Origin of the sequence: Synechococcus sp. CCAP 1479/10 (assembly GCF_019038515.1) — a bacterium.
Taxonomy (GTDB): Bacteria; Cyanobacteriota; Cyanobacteriia; order PCC-6307; family Cyanobiaceae; genus Cyanobium.
Genome location: NZ_JAFKRJ010000022.1, coordinates 86,824 through 103,344, shown reverse-complemented (window position 1 = coordinate 103,344; position 16,521 = coordinate 86,824). Strand labels below are relative to the sequence as shown.

The 16,521-nt window shown below is 72.4% G+C and carries 16 protein-coding genes; 5 read left to right on the top strand and 11 right to left on the bottom strand.

Features of this window, described 5'->3' with window-relative positions:
• The first annotated feature begins 38 nt into the window (after window positions 1-38).
• Together KUG39_RS06425 and KUG39_RS06420 are read left to right on the top strand one after the other, a co-directional pair.
• Window positions 39-1,292: a DUF3084 family protein gene (locus KUG39_RS06425; RefSeq protein ID WP_216913676.1), complete on the top strand. Its 1,254-nt coding sequence runs from the start codon at window positions 39-41 to the stop codon at window positions 1,290-1,292.
• Window positions 1,293-1,308: 16 nt separating this feature from the next.
• Entirely contained in the window at window positions 1,309-1,731 is a 423-nt protein-coding gene (locus KUG39_RS06420; RefSeq protein ID WP_216913675.1) for a RuvC family protein, read from the top strand.
• Here KUG39_RS06420 and KUG39_RS06415 read toward each other — a convergent pair.
• The 4 genes from KUG39_RS06415 to psbH are packed head-to-tail and all read right to left on the bottom strand — an operon-like array spanning window position 1,709 to window position 3,144.
• Window positions 1,709-1,966, bottom strand: a complete 258-nt coding sequence (locus KUG39_RS06415; protein ID WP_015109626.1) for a DUF3146 family protein — start codon at window positions 1,964-1,966, stop codon at window positions 1,709-1,711. The genes KUG39_RS06420 and KUG39_RS06415 overlap by 23 nt on opposite strands.
• A gap of 18 nt (window positions 1,967-1,984) precedes the next feature.
• Window positions 1,985-2,593 carry an aminoacyl-tRNA hydrolase gene (pth, locus tag KUG39_RS06410; RefSeq protein WP_216913673.1) on the bottom strand — a complete coding sequence of 203 codons (609 nt, stop codon included), beginning with the start codon at window positions 2,591-2,593 and terminating at the stop codon, window positions 1,985-1,987.
• Window positions 2,594-2,606: 13 nt separating this feature from the next.
• On the bottom strand, window positions 2,607-2,924 hold the full coding sequence (locus KUG39_RS06405; RefSeq protein ID WP_216913671.1) for a TatA/E family twin arginine-targeting protein translocase: 318 nt from the start codon (window positions 2,922-2,924) through the stop codon (window positions 2,607-2,609).
• 19 nt (window positions 2,925-2,943) lie between these two features.
• Complete coding sequence (psbH, locus tag KUG39_RS06400) at window positions 2,944-3,144, bottom strand: photosystem II reaction center phosphoprotein PsbH (protein WP_015109629.1); 201 nt, start codon at window positions 3,142-3,144, stop codon at window positions 2,944-2,946.
• Window positions 3,145-3,293: 149 nt separating this feature from the next.
• On the opposite strand from psbH, the gene psbN reads away from it, so the two are divergent.
• Window positions 3,294-3,443, top strand: a complete 150-nt coding sequence (psbN, locus tag KUG39_RS06395; RefSeq protein WP_216913669.1) for a photosystem II reaction center protein PsbN — start codon at window positions 3,294-3,296, stop codon at window positions 3,441-3,443.
• On the opposite strand, the gene KUG39_RS06390 is transcribed toward psbN, so the two are convergent.
• On the bottom strand, window positions 3,431-6,418 hold the full coding sequence (locus KUG39_RS06390) for an alpha-mannosidase (protein WP_216918257.1): 2,988 nt from the start codon (window positions 6,416-6,418) through the stop codon (window positions 3,431-3,433). The two genes, psbN and KUG39_RS06390, sit on opposite strands and share 13 nt — an antisense overlap.
• Before the next feature lie 162 nt (window positions 6,419-6,580).
• Between KUG39_RS06390 and KUG39_RS06385 the strand changes: the two genes are divergently transcribed.
• Both KUG39_RS06385 and KUG39_RS06380 read left to right on the top strand, forming a co-directional pair.
• Window positions 6,581-6,700: a photosystem II reaction center protein I gene (locus KUG39_RS06385; protein WP_015109632.1), complete on the top strand. Its 120-nt coding sequence runs from the start codon at window positions 6,581-6,583 to the stop codon at window positions 6,698-6,700.
• 113 nt (window positions 6,701-6,813) lie between these two features.
• A complete protein-coding gene (locus KUG39_RS06380; RefSeq protein ID WP_216913653.1) occupies window positions 6,814-10,011 on the top strand; it encodes a DUF3769 domain-containing protein in 3,198 nt (1,065 codons plus the stop codon).
• On the opposite strand, the gene KUG39_RS06375 is transcribed toward KUG39_RS06380, so the two are convergent.
• From KUG39_RS06375 to glyA, 6 genes are all read right to left on the bottom strand, one after another.
• Entirely contained in the window at window positions 10,008-10,640 is a 633-nt protein-coding gene (locus KUG39_RS06375) for a 3-isopropylmalate dehydratase small subunit (protein WP_216913652.1), read from the bottom strand. The two genes, KUG39_RS06380 and KUG39_RS06375, sit on opposite strands and share 4 nt — an antisense overlap.
• A complete protein-coding gene (leuC, locus tag KUG39_RS06370; protein ID WP_216913650.1) occupies window positions 10,637-12,079 on the bottom strand; it encodes a 3-isopropylmalate dehydratase large subunit in 1,443 nt (480 codons plus the stop codon). Before leuC ends, KUG39_RS06375 begins: the two co-directional genes overlap by 4 nt.
• On the bottom strand, window positions 12,076-12,354 hold the full coding sequence (locus KUG39_RS06365; RefSeq protein ID WP_051017225.1) for a DUF2811 domain-containing protein: 279 nt from the start codon (window positions 12,352-12,354) through the stop codon (window positions 12,076-12,078). The genes leuC and KUG39_RS06365 overlap by 4 nt, the downstream gene beginning before the upstream one ends.
• Window positions 12,355-12,710: 356 nt before the next feature.
• Window positions 12,711-13,985: a competence/damage-inducible protein A gene (locus KUG39_RS06360; protein ID WP_353617339.1), complete on the bottom strand. Its 1,275-nt coding sequence runs from the start codon at window positions 13,983-13,985 to the stop codon at window positions 12,711-12,713.
• A complete protein-coding gene (locus KUG39_RS06355; protein ID WP_094584412.1) occupies window positions 13,982-15,064 on the bottom strand; it encodes an MraY family glycosyltransferase in 1,083 nt (360 codons plus the stop codon). Before KUG39_RS06355 ends, KUG39_RS06360 begins: the two co-directional genes overlap by 4 nt.
• 58 nt (window positions 15,065-15,122) lie before the next feature.
• Window positions 15,123-16,433: a serine hydroxymethyltransferase gene (glyA, locus tag KUG39_RS06350; protein WP_286192964.1), complete on the bottom strand. Its 1,311-nt coding sequence runs from the start codon at window positions 16,431-16,433 to the stop codon at window positions 15,123-15,125.
• Window positions 16,434-16,521: the final 88 nt, after the last annotated feature.

Below are 16,521 nucleotides of genomic sequence, written 5' to 3'. Positions count from 1 at the left end.
ATGGATACTTGGTGGATCGCGGAACCGGGGCTCGGAAGGTGTCGGGTTGGCTGCTGATCCTCGCGCTCCTGGTGCTCGGCGGAGTGCTCTCCACCCTGGGCGACCGGCTGGGCAGCCGTGTGGGCAAGGCGCGCCTCAGCCTGTTCAACCTGCGGCCCCGCAAGACCGCCGTGGTGATCACGGTGCTCACCGGCAGCCTGATCAGTGCCGTGTCGCTGGGGCTGATGCTGCTGGTGAGCGAGCGCCTGCGGGTGGGGCTCTTCGAGCTCGACCAGATCCAGGACCGCCTGCGGGACAGCCGCGCCGCCCTGGAGCGCAACAAGGGGGAACTGACCCGCACCCGCGGCGAGCTGGAGCGCAGTCGCCTCGATCTGATCACCGCCGAACGCCGCCGGGACCAGGCCCTGGCCAGCCAGCGCCGCGCCCGCGACCAGCTGGTGGCCGCCGAGCGCCGCGTCGACACCCTGCGCCGCGAGCTCCAGCCCCTGCAGGCCCAGCGCGCCCGGCTGGAGGCCGAGCGGGCCCGGCTCAGCCGGGAGGTGCAGGGCCGGGACGCCGAGATCCGCCGCACCGAGGCCGAACTGGCCAATGTGCGCCGCCGCATCGCCGCCGGTGCCAAGGAGCTCAAGGACCTGGAGACCAACGTCATCGCCCTGCGCCGCGGCGACGTGGTGATCGCCAGCGGCCAGCCCCTGGCCACCGCCAAGGTGCAGCTGCAGCGCCCCGACCAGGCCAAGCAGGTGATCGATGCCCTGCTGCAGGAGTCGAACCGGGCCGCTTTCCAGCTACTCCTGCCCGGCCAGCCCCCCAACCGTCAGATCCTGCTGGTGCCCCGCAGCGACATCACCCGGCTGGAATCGCTGCTCGCCACCCCCGGCACCTGGGTGGTCAGCATCCGCTCGGCCGCCAACGTGCTGCGGGGCGAGGCCCAGGTGCTCGCCTTCCCCGACCTGCGCCCCAACCGTCAGGTGGTGGAGCAGGGGGAGGTCCTCTCCCGCACCTCCCTGGAGCCCGACGTGCGCGACCCCGAAGCCGTCCGCAGCCGCCTCAACCTGCTGCTGGCCGCCGCCTTCGCCAAGGTCCAGCGCCAGGGCACCCTGGCCAACGGCCTCCAGTTCGATGCCGCCAGCATCAACGCCCTGGCCCGCGACCTCAGCGAGCGCCCCGCCGGCGTCACCGCCAACCTCGAGGCCGTGGCCACCCAGAACGCCGACACCCCCGACCCGATCACCGTGGAGCTGCGCTGGCCCCGCAAGGACGGAGCCGGAGCCACCCGGCCGGGGCGGCCATGACGGTGGCGGTGCGGCCATGACCACCGGCCCTTTGGCGGGGCTCGATCCCGGCCGCAGCAAGTGCGGCCTGGTGCTCACCGATCCCGCCTGCCGCGAGATCCGTGAAGCCCTGGTGCTGCCCCCGGAGGCGGCCTGGGAGCGGCTGGAGCAGTGGCACCGCCAGCAGGCCCTGGCGGCCGTGGTGATCGGCGACGGCACTGGCAGCGGCCCCTGGCGGCGGCGGCTGGAGCCCCTGCTGCCGGTGGAGCTGGTGGATGAGCGGGGCACCACCCTGGCGGCCCGGCGCCGCTACTGGGAGCTGTTCCCCGCCCGGGGCTGGCGGCGGCTCCTCCCCCTGGGCCTGCGCCAGCCCCCCCGCGACTACGACGATGTGGTGGCCCAGCTGCTGCTGGAGCGGCGCCTGGGGCGGGAGCTGATCAGAACGACGCCCGCACCGTGAACACGTAGTCGCCGCCCGGTTCGAGCTGGTAGTCGGCCTTGAGCAGGAAGCGCAGCAGGGCGTCCTGGATCAGGGCGCGCCCCAGGGACGGCTCCACCTGCAGCTCGCCCCGGTCGAAGGCCCAGCGGAAGCGCCACTGGAAGCCGCCGGCGCTGATCTCCCCCTCCAGCAGGCAGGGGCTGAAGCTCTGGCGCAGCACCCGCAGCTGTGCGGTGGTGGCGGGAAGGCGGCTCACGGGATGGTGTCGATGCTCTCAGGATGGCGGCGGATCGGCGCGAAAACTGTTCAAACGGTTGGCCGCCTTCTCCAGCCCCAGCCGCCGGATCAGGTCGATGCCTGCCTCCACCTCCTCCAGCACCGTCTCCAGCACCGGCCGGTCGGCGGCGGAGAACTTGCCCAGCACGTGCGACACGGTGCGGGCCCGGCGCTCCTCGGGGGTCTCGCCCGGCGCGCCGATGCCGATCCGCAGCCGGGCGAAAGACTCACTCCCCAGGTGGGCGATCGTGCTGCGCAGGCCGTTGTGGCCGCCGGCGCCGCCCGCCGCCCGCACCCGCAGGCGCCCCAGGGGCAGGTCCATGTCGTCCACCAGCACCAGCATCTGGGCCGGTTCGAGCCGGAACCAGTCGAGGGCGGCGCGGATCGAGCGGCCGCTGTCGTTCATGAAGGTCTGGGGCATCAGCAGCCGCAGCCGCCTGTTCCCCTGGCCGACTTCGGCCAGCAGCCCGTGCAGGCGGCCCTGGTTGCGGAAACTGGCGCCACCGGCGCGGGCCAGCCGCTCCAGCACCATGAAGCCGACGTTGTGGCGGGTGTCGGCGTAGCGGGGGCCGGGATTGCCCAGGCCCACCAGCAGTTGCAGATCCAACGGATGGCCGTCCTCAGCTGGCGGGGCCGTTGGAGGGTGCGGCGCTCTCCTCGACCACCACCGCCGGCGTTGCCGGATCGGCAGCGGGCGTGATCGCAGCAGGTTCGGCAGCAGGCGGCACGGCGGCAGGGGGACCGGAGATGTCGATCGGCTGCTCGGTGCCCACGGCCGTGCGGAACTCCTTCTCGAACTCCTGCGAGGCCGATTGGAAGCCGCGCAAGGTGCGCCCCAGGGTCTTGCCGAGCTCGGGCAGGCGCTTGGGTCCGAAGACCAGCAGCCCGATGGCGGCGATCACCGCCATCTCGGGCAGACCGATGCCGAAGATGTTCATGGACAGGGGGCGAGAGGAATCAGCCGACGCCGTTCCAGTTGACGTTGATGCCCTCGAGCAGCAGGGACTTGTTGTACAGCTGCAGGATCACCAGCAGGAACACCAGGAAGAGCAGCATGAACACGCCCATCACGGGGGTGGTACCCCAGCCGGGCACCACCTTTCCGTACTCGGAATTCAGGGGGCGCAGCAGGTTTCCCAGACGGGTGCGTTGGGCCATGGCAGCTCGGACCTCTCGGGCACGGGATCGCGGTGCTTACTGTAAGGGTCTTGCCGGCCGCACCGAGATGGGCTGTCGAGAGTTGTGACGGAAGCGCGAGGCCCGAAGCCTCGCCACCCCGCGCCCCCTGCCCCGCCTGAGAGCCCTCCATGGATCCCGCCGCCACCAGCTCCCCCGCCCTCTCCGTGGCCCTCGCGGTGCTCGCCGTGCTGCTGGCCCTCACCGGTTTCGGGGTCTACACCGCCTTTGGCCCGCCCTCCAAGGGCCTCACCGATCCCTTCGACGATCACGACGACTGAGCCGTCGCGCTCCCCGCCGGCACGCGCCCCAGCCGCCAGTGGCCCAGCTGCCACGGGCCCAGTGCCAGCGGCTCGGTCCCCTGGGGCTGTCCCAGGGCATCGCAGCTCCCCAGCACGTTCCAGTCCGGGCCGGCTGAGAAGCACCGCCGGCAGGGCCCCAGGTTCTGGACGCTGAGCAGCACGGAGCCGCCGGCTTCCGCGCCGTCGTCCGCCCCCAGGGGGCGCAGCGCCACCAATTGGAGATCCTCGCCAAGGGACGGGAACAGCGTTTCGGCCTGATTCCCAGCTTCAGCGCCCGCGCCGGCACCCGGTGCCATCGGCCGGCACCAGAGCGGCTCCCGCAGCCGGGTGGCCTGCTGGGGCGCGGCGGCCGCCCGCCAGCCGCCGGGGCAGGGCAGCAGGGCCAGCCGCTGCCGCTGCCAGCCGTTGTCGGCGCCGGGATCGGGCCAGGTGGGCGCCCGCAGCAACGACACCCCCAGGCGCTCCTCCGTCGCCGACACCCCCTGGGGGCCATCCAGCAGCACCGCCAGCCCATCGCCGCGGCCCGGGCCCACCGCGGCCATCCAGCTGACGGCGCTGATCTCCCAGCGGGCCCGCTCCCGGGCGGTGCGGGCCGTGGCCGGCCGCTCGATCACCCCGCCGGCGGTGTCGGCCGCCCAGCGGCAGGCCGGATCGGCCAGGGGAATCTCCAGCCGCAGCAGTTCGTGGCGCTGCCGCCACTGGGTGCCCAGCACCAGCTCCAGCCAGGGACTGCCCGCCAGCAGGCGGCCGTCAAGGCGCACCGGGCTCTCGCCGCAGCGGCCGCGCCAGACGAACCGGGCGCAGAGCGGCCCCGTCTCCAGCCACTGCGGCACCCCCTCCCAGGTCCAGGCCAGCGGGTGCTCGCGGTAGTCGGCGGCCAGATCCCAGGCATCCCAGAACTCGCCCCGGTCGCGCCAGCGGCACCAGGCCAGCGGCCCCGCCAGCTGGGGCCGGCCATGTCCATCAAAGAGCTGCTCCACCCCCGCCGGGCCGATCAACGCCGACACCAGCCCATTGCCCAGCCGCCAGTGGTCCGGCCCGCCGCCGGCGACCCGCTCCAGGCGCACCGCCCCCGCCACGGGGGTGGCCGCTGCCTCGCCGCCGCTGCCGGCATCCGTCGCTTGCCGCCGCAGGCGCCGCACCCCGACCCCTTCCAGGTCGGGGATCTGCAGCCACTGGCCGCCCCCGGGGGCCGGCTGCCCCGCCAGCCGCCGCTCACCGTCCGCCGCCGCCAGCCACCAGTCGCCGGCCGGCAGCCGCACGGTGCGGGGCTGGGCCGGCAGCGGCTGCAGCTGCACGACGCACCAGGATTCAGCGGCGCTCCCGGGAGCCCCGGCCGTTGCAGCGCAGGGCCCCGCGGCCGCCAGCCCCAGCCGCAGGGTCCGGTCGCGGCGGCGGGCGGCCCGGCGGCGGGCGCCCCGCCACTGGGGCTCGGCCTGCTCGAACACCTCCGGGATCGCCGTGCCCGGCAGGATGTCGTGGAACTGCTGGAACAGCAGGGTGCGCCAGTCGTCGGTGGCGGCCGGCGCCGGCCTGCCGAAGAGCGCCGCGGCCAGATCCGCCTCCCGCAGCAGCCGCTCCAGGGTGCGGTTGTGGCGCTTCTGGTCGGGCCGGCTGGTGGGGCAGCCTCGGTGCAGCTCCAGGTAGAGCTCGTCGCGCCACACCGGCAGCTGCTCCGCCAGTGACTCCAGCGGCTCCAGGTAGGCGCGCAGGGTGCCGTGGCGCTGGCCGGCGGCCACGGGCTGCTCCTGCCAGAGCGCCAGCTGCTCCAGCATCTCGGCGGTCGGCCCGCCGCCGTGGTCGCCGACCCCGGGCAGCCACAGGGCATCGGCGCAGCCGCTGGCCTGCTGCCACTGCAACCGGTAGCGCTCCATCGCCACCGGATCACCGTCGGTGCCGATCGGCGCCGTCATCAGGGCCAGCACCTCGGCCCCGCAGCGGCTGCGCCAGCGGAACAGCCGGTGGGGGAAGGGGTTGGTGGCGTTCCAGGCCAGCTTGTGGGTGCAGAACCAGCGCAGCCCGGTGGCGGCCGCCAGCGCCGGCAGGCCGGCGGCGAAGCCGAAGCTGTCCGGCAGCCAGGCCAGCTGGTGGCTCCACTCCGGGAAGGTGCGCAGGCTGTAGGCCTGGCCCTCCTGGAACTGGCGCAGCAGCGAGGTGGTGGAGAGCAGCACGCAGTCGCTCTCCACCCACGGACCATTGAGCGGCTCGAAGCGGCCCTCCCACATGGCCCGGCGGACCCGCTCGAACAGGGCCGGACGGTGGCGCTCCAGCCAGGCATAGAGCGCCGGGGTGGAATGGCCGAAGTGGAGCGTCTCGAAGCGCTCCATCAGATCGAGGGCGGAGGCGAAGGTGCGCTCCGCCGCCTGCCAGGTGTCGGCCACCGGCCACAGCCAGGCCAGATCGAGGTGGGCGTGGCCCAGCACCTGAATCACCCCCTCCCCCGGCGCCCCGTCGTGCCGGTGCTCACGGCGCAGCTGCCGCAGCTCGTCGGCGGTGGCCGCCAGCAGGCCCAGGGGATCGGCCGGATCCAGGGGCTCCAGCTCGATGCGGCTGCTGATCAGGGCGCCGTCGTCGTGCACAGGGCTGCGCAGCCGCAGCTCCAGGTCCAGGGCCTCCCCCCGCCACCAGCGCTCGGGCAGGGGCCAGCGGCAGGCGGTGTCGAACAGATCGCCGCTGTGGATGCGCTCGCCATCCACCCAGAGCTCGGCGCTGTCGGCCCACCAGCGCAGCGCCAGCCGCGCCCGGGCGCCCTCGGCCAGGGGGGCCCAGGCCTCCGGGCATGGGCAGTGCAGGCGCAGATGGCACCACTGGCCTCCCCGCGGCCAGATGATCAGGCCCCGGGCCGCCCAGTCGGGACGGTGGCGGAGCCCCCACTCCCCCCCAAGCGCCGGACCGCTTCCGCCCCCGGGCTGGATGGCCTGCCAGAGGGGTTGGAGATCCAGGGGCCGGGGCATGGGGAACGTGACCGAAACGTTTCAATCGGAGCCGGTTGCCCCCGCCAAACGGCATCGGACAGCCTGGATGGCCAACCACCACCCATAAGATGATGCGGCTGCCGAGGGGTCATTGAGACCCGTACCGGCGCCTGTCACTCCCTGTCACCCGCCGGACAGACCATGCTCGCTCTCAAGATCTCGGTTTACTCCGTCGTCTTCTTCTTCATCGGGATCTTCGTCTTCGGCTTCCTGGCCAGCGATCCCACCCGCTCCCCCAGCCGCAAGGACCTGGAGGACTGACCCCTTCGGCGGCGGCCCCGCCCGCCACCCGTCCGGAAACCGGACCGCCGCGGGGGTCGACCCCGAACTCCCATGGCAGGATCGGCCGCGTTCTCGCTGCCCATCCGCTGCCTGTGGTGCTCCACCCCCGCTCGGGACGCCGCCAGGCCCCTGAAGGCCTGACCCCTGGGCTGGGCCTGTGGCTGGGGATGTCCGGTGTGCTGGCGATGACCGCCGCCCCGGTCCAGGCACGGCCGGAGACGCCCTCCATGCTTCAGGTCGCCCAGGCGCAGCCCGCGGCGCCGGCGCCGGCAGCCCCCTCCACCCCCGATCCCTTCGACGACGAGCCCCAGCCCGCGGCGCCCGCAGGGGCCCAAGCCGGAGCGGAGCCCTCAGCGGAGCCCTCAGCGGAGCCATCGCCCGCCGTTCAGCCCCCGGCTCCCCGACGCCGCCCCCTGGCGGTCACCCCCCAGCCCGTTCCGGAACCGCTCCCGGCCGACCCCGCCGCCACGACGGCGCCGGTGGCCGGTCTTGACGCCGCCCCGGCGGGCGACGCCATGCCCCTGGAGCTGGAGCTGACCGCCAACCAGCAGGGCTACGACGGCCAGCTGCAGCGCTTCGTGGCCAGCGGCAGTGTCATGGCCCGCCTCGCCGGTGGCCGCCTGCTGGCCGACCGGCTGGAGTTTGAGGCCAGCACCCGCACCATCTTCGCGGTGGGCAACGTGCGCTTCCAGCGCGGCCAGCAGTATCTCCAGGGCAGCCGCCTCCGCTATGCCCTGCTGGAGGGGGTGGGGGAGATCGACGACGTCTACGGCGTCATCGATCTCGACTCCACCAAGGAGGACTTCGACCTCGAGCAGGAGGCCTCCCAGCCCCTGCCTGCGCCGGAGCCGATCAGCTGCACGCCCACCTATCCGGCCGTGCCCCAGTGGCAGCCCTACCCCTGGGCCGTCACCACCTGGGCCGGCCAGATGTATGCCGGTGAATTCGGCGACACCTTCACCTTCAGCGGCCGCTTCCGGCCCGAATACCTGGGCGGCATCGGCCTGCAGCGCCGCCTCTTCCAGGCCGGGCCCCTGTCGCTGGAGTTCGATGCCAACCTGCTCGGCCACCGGGCCAGCGCCCAGCCGGGCGGCGGCTTCAACCAGGCCGTCCCCTTCTCCGACACCCCCGCCCAGAACTTCGGTGAGGTCACCGGTGGCATCGGTCTGCGCCTGTGGCTGCGGCCCTGGCTCAACGTCTTCTTCGTGGAGGGCCTGAGCGTCCTCACCGCCAAGAGCAACTACGAGCAGACCTTCCGTCAGAACTCGGCGCGCCTGCTCAACTACCTGGCCTTCGAGGTGGAGGCGCTGGTCACCCCCCGCTGGTCGGCCGTCGGCCGCATCCACCACCGCTCCGGCGCCTACGGCACCTTCAGCGGCGTCAGCGAGGGCAGCAACGCCTATCTGGTGGGCCTGCGCTACCGCTTCGGCACCGACAGGCCCACCAGCCAGCCGCTGCCGGTGCCCCCCGCCCAGGGCTGCCCGGACGCCCCGCCCCTGGCCAGCGAACAGCCCGATGGCCTGGCCCAGCAGCTCGAGCAGGTGACGATGGGGCCGGGCTGGACCGGCACCAGCGGCCAGCCGGCCCCGAAGCCCCCGGTCCAGCCGGTTGAGGACAAAGGTGGGGTTTGGCGCAACGCGCGGCATCAGGAACGGCTGCGCCGCGAGGCCATCGCCCGGATCCCCCAGCGGGTCGAAAACGTCACCTTCGAGCGCAGCCTCAAGGCCGAGCGACGCTTCGGCTTCCCGCGCGAGTTCACCACGCCGGAAGTGGCCAACGACTTCGGCACCACCCGCCCCGAACAGCTCAAGGACCAGACCACCGAAGGCAACCAGGAGCTGATCAAGGGCACCGTGAGCCGCTGGCGCATCCAGGCCCGGCGCCTCAAGATCACCCCCAACACCCTCTCCGGCGATCGGGTGGGCTTCACCAACGACCCGTTCACGCCGGCCCAGTCGTGGATGGATTCGGAGAAGGTCGTCATCACCCTGCTGCCCAACGGCGACACCCTGGTGAAGGCGCGCCGCAACACACTGCGCCTGGAGGATCGCCTGCCGATCCGGGTGGCGCGCCAGCGCCGCATCCAGAAGCAGGACGAGGTGAGCAATCCCCTGGTGATCGGCAACGACCGGGAGGACCGGGACGGCTTCTTCCTCGGCTACAACATCCCGATCAAGATCGGCGAGAAGGGGCTCCTCAACCTGCAGCCGCAGGTGATGGTCCAGCGCCTCTACACCGGCAACACCGACGCCTACCCCCTGCCCGGATCGCCGGCCGGCTCCACCAACATCTTCGAGCAGCCGGCCAAGACCGGCGACTACTTCGGCTTCGATGCCCGTCTCACCGGGCCGGTGCTGGGGTTCAACGCCGATGCCCGCCTTTCCATCTCCACCCTCAATCCCGACAACTTCGCCAACGGCACCCGCAGCTTCGGCGACCTCTCCCGGCTGGTGAAGGTGCCCGTGCTGGGCTTCAGCACCATGCGGCTGTTCGGGGCCTACCGCTTCCGCACCTGGAACGGCTCCCTCGGCGAGCAGGACGTCTATTCCGCCTACGGCGTCTCGCTGGAACAGCAGGGAAGCCTGCCCAGCTGGGGCAAGTTGAGCCGCAGCTACTACTGGCGCATGGGGGTGGGCAACTTCCAGGCCAACCCCACCACCGGCACCGGTCTGCTTGATGTGTGGCGCGCCAACGCCATCGGCTCCTTCAACTTCTCCTACCCGATCTGGACCGGCAAGCCCACCACCAGTCCGCCGGTGGTCTCCCTGGCCAATTCACCGGTGCCGATCGTGCCGGGGCTGCGCTTCAACGCCAACCTGCTCGGGGTGGCCGCCTACTTCAGTGACGGCACCAACCAGAACACGATCGGCCTCTCCGGAGGGCCCACCCTCACCCTGGGACGCTTCGAGAAGCCCTTCCTCGACTACACCCAGCTGACCGTCACCGGCGGCATCACCCTGCGCCAGGGCCAGAGCCCGCTGAACTTCGACCGGGCCGTCGACCTGGGCACGGTCGGCATCGGCCTCTCCCAGCAGATCATTGGGCCGCTCGTCTTCAGCGGCGGCATCGGCTTCAACGTCGATCCCAGTTCCGGGTTCTATGGCGATGTCACCGGCTCCTACCTGGAGCTGCGCTGGCAGCGGCGCTCCTACGAGATCGGCGTCTACTACAGCCCCTATGACGGGCTGGGCGGCATCCGCGTGCGGCTGAACGACTTCAACTTCCAGGGGCCGGGAACGCCCTTCATCCCTTACCACCCCACCCAGGGGGTCCTGCAGCGCCCCTTCTAGGCGGTGGCGAAGCCGGCCAGATACGGGAGCCGGCCGGCGGTCGCCCGCAGCTCGGCGTCGTGGGCCACGAGCTGGGCCGTGCCGTTCCACTCGCCGCTCACCAGCATGCGGCGCGGGCCGGCCGCCAGCTCCAGGGGCCACGCCAGAGCCTCGCCGTCAGCCTGCAGCGTCACCTGGGGCGGCTCGAGATCGAGCTGCAGCAGGGCGCCGGGATGGGCGGCGACGGCGGCCTGGATGGCCAGCACCGTGTCGTGGTCGGCGCTGAGGCAGGGGATCCCCAGGGCCAGGCAGTTGCCGAAGAAGATCTCGGCGAAGCTCTCGCCGATCACCGCCCGGATGCCCCAGCGCATCAGCGCCTGGGGGGCGTGCTCCCGGCTGGAGCCGCAGCCGAAGTTGCGGTTGACCACCAGGATCGCGGCGCCCTGGTTGACGGCCCGGTCGAAGGGGTGGTCGCCGGCCCGCTCACGGCGGTCATCGGCGAAGACACCCTCCGCCAGCCCGTCAAAGGTGACGCACTTGAGATAGCGGGCCGGGATGATCCGGTCGGTGTCGATGTCGTCGCCGGGCACGACGACAGCGCGGCCCTGGCAGTGCTGGATCGGTCCGGCCGGGAAGGGGGTGGCGCTCATGCGGGGGTGGGGGCGGGCTCGGGGGAGGAAGGGGTGGCGATCAGGCGGCGCACGTCGGCCACGTGGCCGCTCACCGCCGCCGCGGCCACCATGGCCGGGCTCATCAGCAGGGTGCGGCCGGAGGCGGAACCCTGGCGCCCTTTGAAGTTGCGGTTGCTGGAACTGGCGCTGATCTGGCGCCCCTCGAGCCGGTCCGGGTTCATGGCCAGGCACATCGAGCAGCCCGGCTCGCGCCATTCGAAGCCGGCCTCACGGAACACCGCATCGAGGCCCTCCGCCTCGGCGGCGGCCGCCACCTGCTCACTGCCCGGCACCACGAAGGCCTTGATGCCCGCCGCCACCTGGCGGCCGCGGGCGACGGCGGCGGCGGCCCGCAGGTCGCTGAGGCGGCCATTGGTGCAGCTGCCGATGAAACAGACATCCACCGGCAACCCCTCGATCGGCGCCCCGGGGCGCAGATCCATGTAGCGGTAGGCCTCCTCGGCGATCGGCCGCTCGTCGCTGTCGGTCTGCTCGAGGGTGGGCACGGCCTCATCGACGCCGATGGCCTGCCCCGGGGTGATGCCCCAGGTGACGGTGGGCGCGATCGTGGCCGCGTCGAACACCACCTCGTCGTCGAAGACGGCGTCGGGACCGGAGGCGAGGGCGCTCCACCAGGCGACGGCCCGCTCCCAGGCCTCGCCGGCGGGGGCATGGGGCCGGCCCTTCAGATAGGCGAAGGTGATGGCGTCGGGGTTGACGTAGCCGCAGCGCGCCCCGCCCTCGATGGCCATGTTGCAGAGCGTCATCCGCTCCTCCATCGACAGGGCCTCGATCGCCGGCCCGGCGAACTCGTAGGCGTAGCCCACGCCGCCCTTCACCCCCAGGGTGCGGATCACGTGCAGCACCAGATCCTTGGCATAGACGCCGGGTTGCAGGGTTCCCTCCACCCGGATCCGGCGCACCTTCAGCTTGCCCATCGCCAGGCTCTGGCTGGCGAGCACGTCACGCACCTGGCTGGTGCCGATGCCGAAGGCGATGGCACCGAAGGCGCCGTGGGTGGAGGTGTGGGAATCGCCGCAGGCCACGGTCATGCCGGGCTGGGTGAGCCCCAGCTCCGGGGCGATCACGTGCACGATCCCCTGGCGACCGCTGCCGAGGCCATGGAGGGTGATGCCGTGCCTGGCGCAGTTGGCCTCCAGCGTGGCAAGCATCTCCTCGGCCAGGGGGTCGGCGAAGGGCCGGGCCTGGGAGGTGGTGGGAACGATGTGGTCGACCGTGGCGACCGTGCGTTCGGGGTGGCGCACCGACAGGCCCAGATCGTCGAGGGCGGCGAAGGCCTGGGGGCTGGTGACCTCGTGGATCAGGTGCAGCCCGATGAACAGCTGGGTGGCTCCGCCCGGGAGATCGGCGACGCGGTGCAGCTCCCAGACCTTGTCGTAGAGGGTGCCGGCGCTCAAGAGGAAGGATCAAGACGGTCAGAAACCACCCTAGAAGGGGGGTGTTCCACCGGTGCGGGCTCGCGGCGGAACAGGCCGTTGAGGTAGTGGCGGGCCACGGCGCGGTCGTGGCTGCCGTGCTGGACCAGGAAACCGGCGAGGGCGGCCTGCATCAGGCGGTACTGGTCCCATTGGGGGTGCACCCGGATGAACTCCCGCATCGCCTCGAACAGGTCCTCCGGCATCTGGTTCTCGATGCTCACGGTGCGGGGAGCGTGGTCGGGAATCTGGCTCATACGGCGCTGGTCGTCGGTCCCCCCCATCAGGCCATGGGGCCGCCCCCCGCGTCAAAGCGACCCCCACCGGGCCGGTCCCAAGGGACCGCCGCTGAGAATCCCGGCGCAGGGCGGCTTCCCGGCCGCCGCCCGGGGGTGGCCGCTGCTGCGGTACCCCCCGGGGGGCGTGGTCAAGGGGGAGAGGCCTTTCCCGCAGCGCCGAGCCAGGACCCCTCCGGCAGCTCGGGCCGACCGCCGCCACCTGTGGAAAACGCCCCTGCTTTCGGGGGAAAAGGGCCAGGTCGGGGGGAAAAGTCCATGCCTCAGGATTCGTGATCGATGGCGGCCGCGGCAGCAGATGTTCCGATCAGGCCGGCTCAGATCGTCCCAATGTTCAGCTGTAACCGCAGACGGTTCAGGCTTTCCCCCACCGTCAGCGTCTGGATCCAGCCACGCTCGCGGCCGCTGCCGAAGCGCACCGCCTCGCTGCGGCAGCCACCGGGCCCGGCCACGGCGATGTGCACCAGCCCCACCGGCTTCTCGGCCGTGCCGCCACCGGGTCCGGCGATGCCCGTGACCGCCAGGGCCCAGGTGGCCCCCGTGAGACGTCGCACCCCCTGCGCCATCGCCTCGGCCACCGGGTCGCTCACCGCCCCATGGCGCTCCAGCACCGCCGCCGGCACCCCCAGCACCGCCTGCTTGACGGTGTTGGCGTAGGCGATCACGCCACCGAGGAACACCTCCGACGCCCCCGGCACCGCCACCAGGGCGGCCCCGAGGCCGCCGCCCGTGCACGACTCCGCCACCGCCAGGGTCTCGCCCCGGCGGCGCAGGGCCGCCAGCACCACCGAAGCCAGGCTGTCGCCGTCGGCGCCGAAGCAGCTGGTGCCGGTGCGGCGGCGCAGTTCCGCCTCCACCGGGGCCAGCAGGGCGGCGGCGGTGGCCGCGTCGTCGGCCCGGGCCGTGACCCGCAGCTTCACCTCGCCGGCGCCGGCGTAGGGCGCCACGGTGGGGTTCTCCAGGGCCAGCAGGTCGTGCACCCGCTCGGCCAGATCGGACTCGGGCACCCCCCAGAAGCGCAGCATGCGGCTGGCGAACACCCCGCCCGCCAGGCCCGCCTCCCGCAGCCAGGGGGCCGCGGTGGCCTCCCACATGGCCCGCAGCTCGCTGGGGACCCCCGGGAAGGTGAGCACGGTGAATCCCGGCACCGGGGTCCAGATCATCCCGGGGGCCGTGCCGGTGGGGTTGGGCAGCACGGCGGCCCCCCGCGGCAGCAGGGCCTGCTTGCGGTTGGAGGGGGCGACGGTGCGGCCCCGGGCCGTGATCCGGGCCTGGATCGCCGCCCAGATCTCCCCGTGTTCCACCAGGTCGGCGCCGAAGGCCGCCGCGATCGCCTCGGTGGTGAGGTCGTCGGGGGTGGGCCCCAGGCCGCCGGTGGTGACCAGCACCCGGCAGCGGCCCGCCGCCTGCCGCACCGCCTCGATCAGCCGCTGCCGGTTGTCGCCCACCACCTGCTGGCGGTGATGCACCACCCCGAGGGAGGCCAGCTGTTCCGCCAGCCAGCGGGCATTGCCGTTGACGATGTTTCCCAGCAGCAGCTCGGTGCCGATGCAGAGCACCTCCACCCCGGCGGCGCCGGGGGGGCCGCTCACTTGGCCTCCTCCTGCATCTGGCGGCGGCAGACCACCAGCACGGCGATCAGCACCGCCGTGGCCAGCGCCAGCCAGAGGAAGCGCATCTCGGCATTGGCCAGCACCAGGGCGATGGAGGCCAGCCACTGGGTGAAGGCGTAGATCAGCACCACGGTGCGGCGGTGGCTGAAACCGGCCCGCAGCAGGCGGTGGTGCAGGTGGCGGCGATCCGGGTAGAAGGGCGAGCGGCCGGCCCGGAGGCGGCCCATGATCACCGCCGACATGTCAGCCAGGGGCAGGGACAGGATCATCAGCGGCAGCAGCAGGCTGACGCTGGTGAGGCGCTTGGCCGGCCCGACGATGCTGATCGCCGCCAGGGCGAACCCGAGGAAATAGGAGCCCCCGTCGCCCATGAAGATGCGGGCCGGGTTGAAGTTGTGGCGCAGGAAGCCCAGGCAGCTGCCGGCCAGGGCCGCCGCCAGCAGGCCGGCCGCGGGCTGGCTGAGGCTGAAGCTCACCGAGAGCAGGCCCACGGCGGCGATGCCGCTCACCCCCGCCGCCAGCCCGTCGAGGCCATCGAGCCAGTTGATCGCGTTGGTGATCCCCACCAGCCAGACCACCGTGGCCAGCAGGCTCAGCCCCTCCGGCAGCGGCAGCCCGGCGACGGAATGCCCCAGGCCGAAGGGCAGGTCGATGCTGCCGATGCGCACCCCCTGGTTCCACACCGCCGCGGCCACGAGCACCTGGCCGCAGAGGCGGGGCAGGGGGGGCAGGGCGAACAGGTCGTCCGCCAGGCCGATCACAAAGAAACAGAGAGCCCCCGCCAGGGTGGTCCAGATCAGCTGGTCCTTGTCCGGCGGCAGGTCGGCGAAGCCGCCGAAGGTCCAGGTGCAGGCCAGCGAGAGGCTGAATCCCACAACGATGCCCACTCCCCCGAGCCGCACCATGGGGCCGGTGTGCTGCTTGCGGTCATCGGGCGGGTCCACCAGCCCCCAGCGCAGACCGAGCCTCCGCACCACAGGCACGATCAGCGCCGTGAGCAGGGCCGCCGCAGTGGCCGTGAGCAGGGCCGCCGCGTTGGGGCTGTAGGCGAGGGTCACAACGGCGGGCCGGAAGAGTGCGGTCCTGTAGGCGACACGTTACGGGTGAACGGGGCCGTCAGGCGTGCTGGAGCTCACGTTGGCGTCCATAGAGGGGGAAGCGGCCGCAGAGGGAGGCCACCCGCTCACGGCAGCGGAGCTCCACGGCGGCATCGTCCGGGTGCAGCAGGCGGTCGGCGATCACATCGGCCACCTCACGGAACGCCTCGGCATCGAAGCCGCGGGTGGTGAGGGCAGCGCTGCCCAGGCGCAGGCCGCTGGTCACGAACGGCGACTCCGGATCGAAGGGCACCGTGTTCTTGTTGGCGGTGATGTTGACGTCGCTCACCAGGCGGTCGGCCACCTTGCCGGTCAGGCCGATGGAGCGCAGGTCGAGCAGCACCAGGTGGTTGTCGGTGCCGCCGGAGACCACGGCGATGCCCCGCTCCTGGATCCGCTCGGCCAGGGCCTGGGCATTGCGCACCACCTGCTGGCTGTAGGTGCGGAAGCTGGGCTGCAGCGCTTCGCCGAAGGCCACGGCCTTGGCGGCGATCACGTGCTCCAGCGGCCCACCCTGGGAGCCGGGGAAGACGGCCTTGTCGAACTGGCGGCCGAAGGTCTCGTCGTTGCAGAGGATCAGGCCACCGCGGGGGCCCCGCAGGGTCTTGTGGGTGGTGGTGGTGACCACGTGGCAGTGGGGCACCGGGCTGGGGTGCACGCCGGAGGCCACCAGGCCGGCGATGTGGGCCATGTCAGCCAGCAGGTAGGCCCCCACCTCGTCGGCGATGGCCCGGAAGGCGGCGAAGTCGATCGTGCGGGGGTAGGCGGAGTAGCCGCAGATGATCAGCTTGGGCCGGTGCTCGAGGGCGAGCTGGCGGATGGTGTCGAAGTTGAGCTGGTGGGTCTCGGGGTCGACGCCGTAGTAGACGGCCTTGAACCACTTGCCGGACACGTTCACCGGCGAGCCGTGGGTGAGGTGGCCGCCGTGGGAGAGATCCATGCCCAGGATCGTGTCGCCGGGCTGCAGCAGCGCCAGGAACACGGCGAAGTTGGCCTGGGCGCCGCTGTGGGGCTGGACGTTGGCCCAGGCCGCGCCGAACAGCTGCTTGGCCCGCGCGATGGCCAGGTCCTCGATGATGTCGACGTGCTCGCAGCCGCCGTAGTAGCGCTTGTGGGGCAGGCCCTCGGCGTACTTGTTGGTGAGCACCGAGCCCTGGGCCTCCATCACCGCCCGGGAGGCGAAGTTCTCGCTGGCGATCAGCTCGAGGTGGGTCTGCTGGCGCCGCAGCTCCTTCTCGATCAGGGCAGCGATGGCCGGATCGCCGCTGGCCAGGGGGCTGTCGATGGAGGCTGCAGGCTGCGTGGGGCCGTGATCCGCTCGGTCCGCCATGGGGCTACTCAGTGTGAAACCGATCGTAGGCAAACGCCGCAGGCCTGACCGGCCTCGGGCGTGCAGACCCCTGCATCCCGGTGACAGC